We start from the raw sequence: 6916 nt of genomic DNA on the forward strand, positions 1-6916 counted from the left end.
GGGACCCTTGAAGTCAAGACCAGAGATAGAGGCGCACCCTCACAGCGGATGCCTTCTTGTGCAGCGCGCACCCTGAAAAGCGGCAAGGTATGAAAGAACAACGCGTACCTGGCCGCTCAGGCGAGAGTCCCGCCGCGGAGCAGCAAGTAAGGCGGTACCACGCCAGCACTCGATGGCGCGGACACGCCGGCCGATCGCTAGGCAGCAAATCACGAACCGTCAAGCTCGTCACTGCTAAGCCATCTGAACGCCACCGGCCCCAGCCATTCCTGGGGCCGGTGGCGTTCATGGAATCAGTTCAACTGCTAGCAGTTTGTTGTTGTCGCAGGCGCTGGCCACAACCCAGACGCTGCAGCCGCCATCTACAGTTCTTAGACGCACCACGTGCTCCAGCCGTGTGACTGCCCTTGGGCCGGAAGTGAACCTGGAACACCAAGGAGAGGTCTTATCGAACCCGCGCTCTACGCGTGCAGGATTGCGTTTACGGCGCCCTCCGCGGTTTCCAGGGCCCCTTCGATATAGCCCGGGAACGCCAACGAAACATCGGAGCCTACAAAATAAATCCGGTCAGCAGGCTCTCCAAGTTCCTTATGCACACGAGTAAACTGCCCCACTCGGGGAGAAACCCAGGGTCCTTCGAAAAGTGGGTCTGCAATCCAGTCGTGGTAGTCGATACCCAGAACTTCAACCTCTGGCAGGTAGTAACGCACCGCGTCCTTGACAGCGCTTAGGTCGGTAGCGTCGAAGGATCCTGAGTCCGTAAAAGCGACCAACAGTCGTTCGCTTTCCGAAACCTCACAATAGTCGTAAAGCGTGGGAAAAACTCCGTCTCCAACGCATTCAATTCCTGCTTCGGCTCCGCGCACGTGAATGAGAATCTTCAGTCCCCGGCCGCCATGCCCTTCCTCGATCACTGACAGCCGCCTTTCAGGAAGGGAGGGGGTAAACAGGATCCTCCGCCAAGTGTTCATTGGCGTAGCAACAATCACGGAATGAGCTTGAAATGCATCCCCATTTTTGGCGGTTACGTGCACTACGTCGCCAGACTGGTCTATGCCCGTAACGACTGTATGCATTCTGATTTCAGGAATATCCTGGCCCATCGCGTCGACGAGGTCAGCGGAACCATTAGCAAAGACTTCATCCAGCGAGAGAACCACGCCGAGGATGCTGTAGTGATGTGCTGCAATAAGTTGCAGCGCCCAAAGCGCGGATGCTTCGTCAGCCGGCAGGCCAAGCATGTTCCACGCCCAGGCGAGCAAGAATTGTCTGGAAACAGGGGGCAAATCCAGTTTGTCAACGTACTCGATTAGTGGGATGTCCAAGTCCTCAAGGTCTTGGTTCTCCAGCCCCTTTTCCAGATCGATCCTGTGTGCATCCCGCAGCAATGTGTAGATGGCTGCTTCCACTGCAACTGCTTCTAAGCCAGGAATAGGAAATGCCTGGTCCAGTGCGGTCGGTCCAAGGCGATGCTTGAACGAGGTGAACTCGCTAGCAGCTGTAGTGGGAATTCCATACCGGTCCAGTTCAGCCGCTAACCGCGGATGGTGCTTCCGGTGAAGGTACGCTCCACCGATCTCGACCTGTAGGTTCGGCACATTCCGGGACTCCCGGGAATACGCTCGTCCACCGAGGCGCCCCCCGCCTTCAAGCAGAACTACTTTCTTACCAGCATTGGTAAGGTCACGTGCTGCTTTCAGCCCTCCAAAACCCCCACCAACCACAATCGCGTCATACAAAGTTTTCTTCCTTCACATTCGTGCCCTAAGGGTGTTCGCTTCTACCCAGAAGTTGCAGGAAACAATGCCCCTACGCCAGGTCCATTGCGCCTCGATCAAGCGCAGGTACACCTGCCCGACCCCAGAGTTCTGTCCAATCTTGGGGCCCTTCCAGGTCAACAATGCCCTTGGTGGCGCGAATAATCTTCTCGGGCGTGGCCGGGAGTTCATAGAGAACGGAACCAAAGGGAGATAGGGCATCATTGACTGCATTGAGTACCGCGGCCGGTGCAGCAATCAGTCCTGACTCTCCCATCCCCTTTACCCCTGATGCTGTCATCTTCGACGGAGTTTCAAGATGCCTGATTTCAAATGGCGGGGAAATGTCCATAGTTGGCGTCTGATAATCCAAGAAGGATGTAGTAGACAAGTTTCCTGACTTGTCATAAACCAGCTGCTCGAAGAGGCCGGCGCCAATTCCTTGAATGACTCCGCCGCGGATCTGACCTTCAACAATTGTGGGATTAATCATTACCCCGCAGTCCTCGACGGAGTACACCTTTTCGACCGTCACGAATCCGGTAACAGGATCCAGCTCAACGATCAAGGCATGACCACCGTTAGAAAACATCGGACGCGATGTGTCCCACGCCTTTGTGAACTCCAGGCCTGGTTCAAAACCGGCAGGCCACTTGGATGAGTCCCAGTAGACCGCCATGGCTACGTCGGCGATGCTCACCCGCGATTCCGGAGCCCCAATTACAGACGCGAAGCCCTCTTCCAACACCACATCTTCCTCAGAAGACTCGAGCATGTTGGCTGCGACGGCAACCAGTTTTTCTCGGATGGCATGGGCTGCACGGTTGACGCATCCACCCGCGATGACAGCGGCGCGGCTTCCGATAGTGCCACTGCCATAGGCGCCCTTGGTGGAGGTACCGGCATCTACGCTGATCGATTCGAAGGGTATGCCCAAGACATCCGCCGCTACCTGGGCGAGGGTCGTTTGATGGCCTTGTCCCTGGGAATTCAATCCCGAAGTTACTGTGACCGACCCAGTAGAATCCATCTTGACGGTCGCCGTATCGTGGAACACATCAGTTGCTCCATGAGCCTGCATCATTCCCGTGCTCTCGCCGCTACTTTCGACGAAGACGCTTATTCCCAGTCCCAGGTATTTCCCGTTCTTGCGAGCTTCTTCTTGTCGAAGAAGAAAAGCCGGGTAATCGACCATTTCTTCCAACGCGTTGATTACTTCAAGAAAGGAGCCCTCCTCATATACGACTCCCTGGGGGTTTGTCCACGGGAATTCCCGGACGACATTCTGCCTCCTGATTTCGAACGGAGAGACCTTCATCTGCCGCGCCAGGTCGTCCATGAGGCACTCGCGGGCAAGAGTTCCCGCCGTGTAGCCAACACCACGGAAGGCGCCCATGGGACACTTGTTGGTAACAGCCCCCTCGTACACATACTCAGCGGCCGGGATATCGTACACACCGGTTGGCGTGACTGCTGCTGTGGCCCAACATTCGACAGCCATAGTCTGCGGGGGCATGTGGTAGGCTCCCCCGTCAACTAAAGCATGAGTACGAACCCCGGTTATTCTTCCCTCAGCGTTGGCAGCATATTGAATTGTCACGAACTGCTCATGAGCGTGTGAACCCGCCAGCAGATTTTCACGGCGATCCTCTACCCACTTCACCGGCGCCTTAAGGTGCTTCGAGGCCAAGGGCATGAGCATTTCTTCTGGAAATACGTGCGCCTTCTGCCCGAAGCCACCACCGGTGTCAGGAGAAATGATCTCACTCCGGGACTCATCGAAACCAAGAAAGAGGCTCAGACACATTTTCACGTAATGGGGCATCTGTGTTGACACCCAAAGTTTGAGCCGATCCTCAGTCCATTCGTAGTCTGCTAGGCAACCCCTCGTCTCCATGGGTGCGGCTGCCACGCGGCCAGGGTGGTACAGGGCGGAAACCACATGCGCAGCATTGCTGAATGCCTCATCCACATCCCCAAAGGTTGCCCGCCCCCGGATGCCCACATTGTCAGGGCGTTCGCCGTTTGCTACCGGGCCTCCTTGAATGGATTGGCGGGGGTCAAGTACGACCTCGAGTTGCTCCAGGTCGAGGCCTACGAGATCACATGCATCTTCTGCTACCGCTCGCGACTCTGCGACTATCAATACAACCGGTTCACCAACGTAGCGGACGACGTCCTTGGCCAGGAGAGGCATGGTCATCGCTTCGCATCCCTCAGCGGTGTACTGCGCTTCAATGCCGGCGCAGTACTCCTCAATGTCCGCGGCGGTCCAGACAAGGTGAACGCCAGGCATTTCTGAGGCGGCCGACGTGTCAATGCCGTTTATTTGAGCATGAGCAGCGGGGCTGCGCACGAAACAAGCATGCAATTGGCCGTCAACGTTGACGTCATTCAGATACTTCCCCCGGCCGGTGAGAAGTCTTGCATCCTCAGTTCGGGGGACCCGTTTACCGATGACGTTTCTTGTTATTGGAGGAGAGAAATAATGTGGGTTATCCATTTTCATTTCCAATCTGGCCCGCTGCATCCAAAACAGCCTCAACAATCGTCTGGTAGCCCGTGCACCGGCATAGGTTACCCGACAGGGCTTCGATAACTTCGTCTCTTGTCGGGCTAGGGTTTGATTCAAGCAACTCGGTAGCCGACATGAGGAAGCCTGCAGTGCAAAAGCCGCATTGGAGGGCGTGGTGCCTTTTGAAAGCTTCCTGAAGGGGGCTGAGGGCGGCTCCATCCGAAAGGTCCTCGACCGTCCGATGGTGCGTCCGTCGCCCTGAGCGGCAAGAGTCAGGCAGGATCGTACAGCCGCCCCATCCATGAGTATCGTGCACGCGCCGCAGACACCGTGCTCACACCCCAGCTTGATGCCCGTAAGTTTTTGGTCGTTCCTCAGATGGTCGGCCAAGGTATCGCGCGCGTCCACTGCGACAGTTCGGCGACGTCCGTTTACTTCCACGTCAATTTCGACGCGATCTGAAGGCGGTGGTGTTGTCACGTACGTGCTCCTGCTTCAACTATGGTGCGTCGGATCAGCTCCTGCACCAGGCCATGCCGATATTCGGCCGAACCGTGCATGTCTGAGATATACGAGAGCGATTTCGCTCCAGCTTCTGAGGCCACTTCTGCCCTATCCGGCGACAGCTCAGATCCGGTAAGGACCTCTTCTGCATCGGGTACTCGTTGGATCTTGCCGACAGCACCTCCAACGGCGATCCGGGCATCGGAAATGCGCGAATCTTCAGCCGACAAAACGACTGCAATATTCGCGAGCCCGTAGTCTCCGGATCGTCTGGCAAACTCCCCATAGCCCCAGCCGTTCGGGCGTGACGGTATCCAAACATCAGTGATAATTTCATCAGCGGCAACACTTGTCATGTACGGACCGACGAACAAGTCATCGGCCTCAATGGTGCGTCGTCCTCTTACGCTTTGGACTTCCACCATTCCATTGAGGGCAACCAGCACGAGTGGCCACTCGCCCGCTGCATCTCCATGAGCCAAGGATCCACCCAGTGTCCCCCGATTTCTAATCTGGGGATGGGCTATGTGCCGTCCAGCTGCCGCCATCATTGGCAGGTGCTTTGCAATGACAGGGGAACTCACGATGGTGGTATGGGTGACCATAGGGCCGAAGCGAATGTAATCTCCAACTTCTTCCATGTCAGTCAGGCCAGGAACGCCTCCGAGGTCTACAACGACGGTCGGTTGGGCTAACCGCATAGCCATGACAGGTAAAAGACTCTGGCCTCCAGCGATCACTTTGGAGTCCTCATCGTTTGACAGTAAGTCGCAGGCTTCTTCGATTGAAGCCGGCGATGCGTATCTAATTGCGGGTAATTTCATCCTTCACTCCCTCGAATGACTTACATCATTCCCTATGGGCCGTTGCTTCTTGCATGGCATCGAGGAACAACTGCGACGTACCTTTTGTCGGAGTGTGCATAAAGAATGTGTCCCGGCTAACATCCGCTTTCCGGCGAGGGCGGGGCGGGTGGACGAAAGACGGTGGTCCAGGCTGAACGCGTGAACCGTCTTGATGAGTGAGGCCCGCAGAGGGATGCTCTTGAGCCCTTTGGTTTTCCTTTCGGCGCTCGTCCTGACAGCGCCGCCGGTCCGGTCCTGCGCACAGGAATTGGAAGGCGTCTCCCCCGCTATGCGGCGGCTCTACCTGCCATCGCGCCGTCTCCGAGTAGGGGCTGGCATATGGGCGGAAGGTTCAAGTGCTGATACTCCTGCGGCCACAAAGCGAAATCTCGCCTGATGCATAGCCACGTGGAAGGTCCTCAAGAGACACCACCGGAAGAACCAGGACGGTACACAAACGCGCACCTTCCGGCGGGGCTGGGGGCAGCCAAGTAGCTAGGTGGTGATCGGCTGCTACGCGCTCGTGCCGGAAGCAGGCCTGCCGTGTAGCCAGTACAGATTGCCTATTATCGGCAGGCCTCCGGTGCAGCCCGGATGTGCCGAGGCTGCACCGGCCTACCCGCCGGCGAAAGGGGGGAGCACGTCAACCACATCATCGGGTCCCACAACGGTTGACTGGTCGCGCACCGCCACCTCATTGAGCAGGAAGCTGCTCCGCGAGAGGATGCGGGGGAGCGGAGGAGTGCCGGCGGGAGGTTCGGGTCGTTCCACGGCCAGCACGGCGTCCAGGAGCCCGGCCACCGTGGTGCCCTCAGGCAGGTCGAACTTCTCTTCCTCGAGGCCTGCGGCTGCACGTGCGGCAGCGAAGTAGCGTACGTTCATGAAAGTGTCAGCCCCCGATGGCGCTCATGCTGCGGTCCGGCTGGACGAAGTCCGGAGCGTCGAGTCCCACGTGGTCCATGCCGTGGGCCTTTGGCTTGAGCCACATGGCGTCCTGCCAGCGGCGTGCAAGGTCGTCATCCGACGCGCCGGACCGCAGGAGGCCCAGGAGGTCGAATTCCTCGCGTGAGAACAGGCAGCTCATGATCTTGCCTTCGGCCGTGATGCGGGTCCTGCGGCAGTCCGAGCAGAAGGGCTCCGTCACCGAAGCGATGATGCCGACTGTTCCCAGCGCGGGCCCGTCCGCAGGAGCGGCAGCAGACCCGGCCACCCGGCGTCGTACTTCAAAGCGTTCGGCGGGGGCGCCGTCACGGGCCCGCGGATCGGTGGTGAGGACGAAGTCGGTGGAGAGCAGG

The 6916-nt window shown here is 57.9% G+C and carries 4 protein-coding genes and 2 pseudogenes; all 6 read right to left on the reverse strand.

The genetic code is table 11. The features are described 5' to 3' along the window. Positions 1-461: 461 nt before the first annotated feature. Complete coding sequence (locus G205_RS07985) at positions 462-1739, reverse strand: (S)-6-hydroxynicotine oxidase (protein WP_035752428.1); 1278 nt, start codon at positions 1737-1739, stop codon at positions 462-464. A 70-nt stretch (positions 1740-1809) separates the two neighbouring features. Further along, positions 1810-4260 (reverse strand): 2,6-dihydroxypyridine 3-hydroxylase subunit NdhC, encoded by a 2451-nt coding sequence (gene ndhC, locus G205_RS07990; RefSeq protein WP_035752431.1) that lies wholly within the window; start codon positions 4258-4260, stop codon positions 1810-1812. Further along, positions 4253-4752 (reverse strand): annotated as a pseudogene (gene ndhB / locus G205_RS21035) (2,6-dihydroxypyridine 3-hydroxylase subunit NdhB). Before ndhB ends, ndhC begins: the two are co-directional and overlap by 8 nt. Continuing rightward, the gene (ndhA, locus tag G205_RS21040) at positions 4749-5600 is read right to left on the reverse strand and encodes a 2,6-dihydroxypyridine 3-hydroxylase subunit NdhA (protein ID WP_009357542.1); all 852 of its coding nucleotides are present in this window, start codon (positions 5598-5600) and stop codon (positions 4749-4751) included. Before ndhA ends, ndhB begins: the two are co-directional and overlap by 4 nt. Positions 5601-6236: 636 nt before the next feature. Continuing rightward, positions 6237-6503, reverse strand: coding sequence for a MoaD/ThiS family protein (locus G205_RS07995; RefSeq protein ID WP_009357543.1), 267 nt, complete (start codon positions 6501-6503; stop codon positions 6237-6239). A 7-nt stretch (positions 6504-6510) separates the two neighbouring features. Beyond that, positions 6511-6916 (reverse strand): annotated as a pseudogene (locus tag G205_RS08000) (GTP 3',8-cyclase MoaA); the annotation flags it as partial.

The organism is Arthrobacter nitrophenolicus (genome assembly GCF_000332815.1).
In the GTDB taxonomy this organism is placed as follows: Bacteria; Actinomycetota; Actinomycetes; order Actinomycetales; family Micrococcaceae; genus Arthrobacter; species Arthrobacter nitrophenolicus.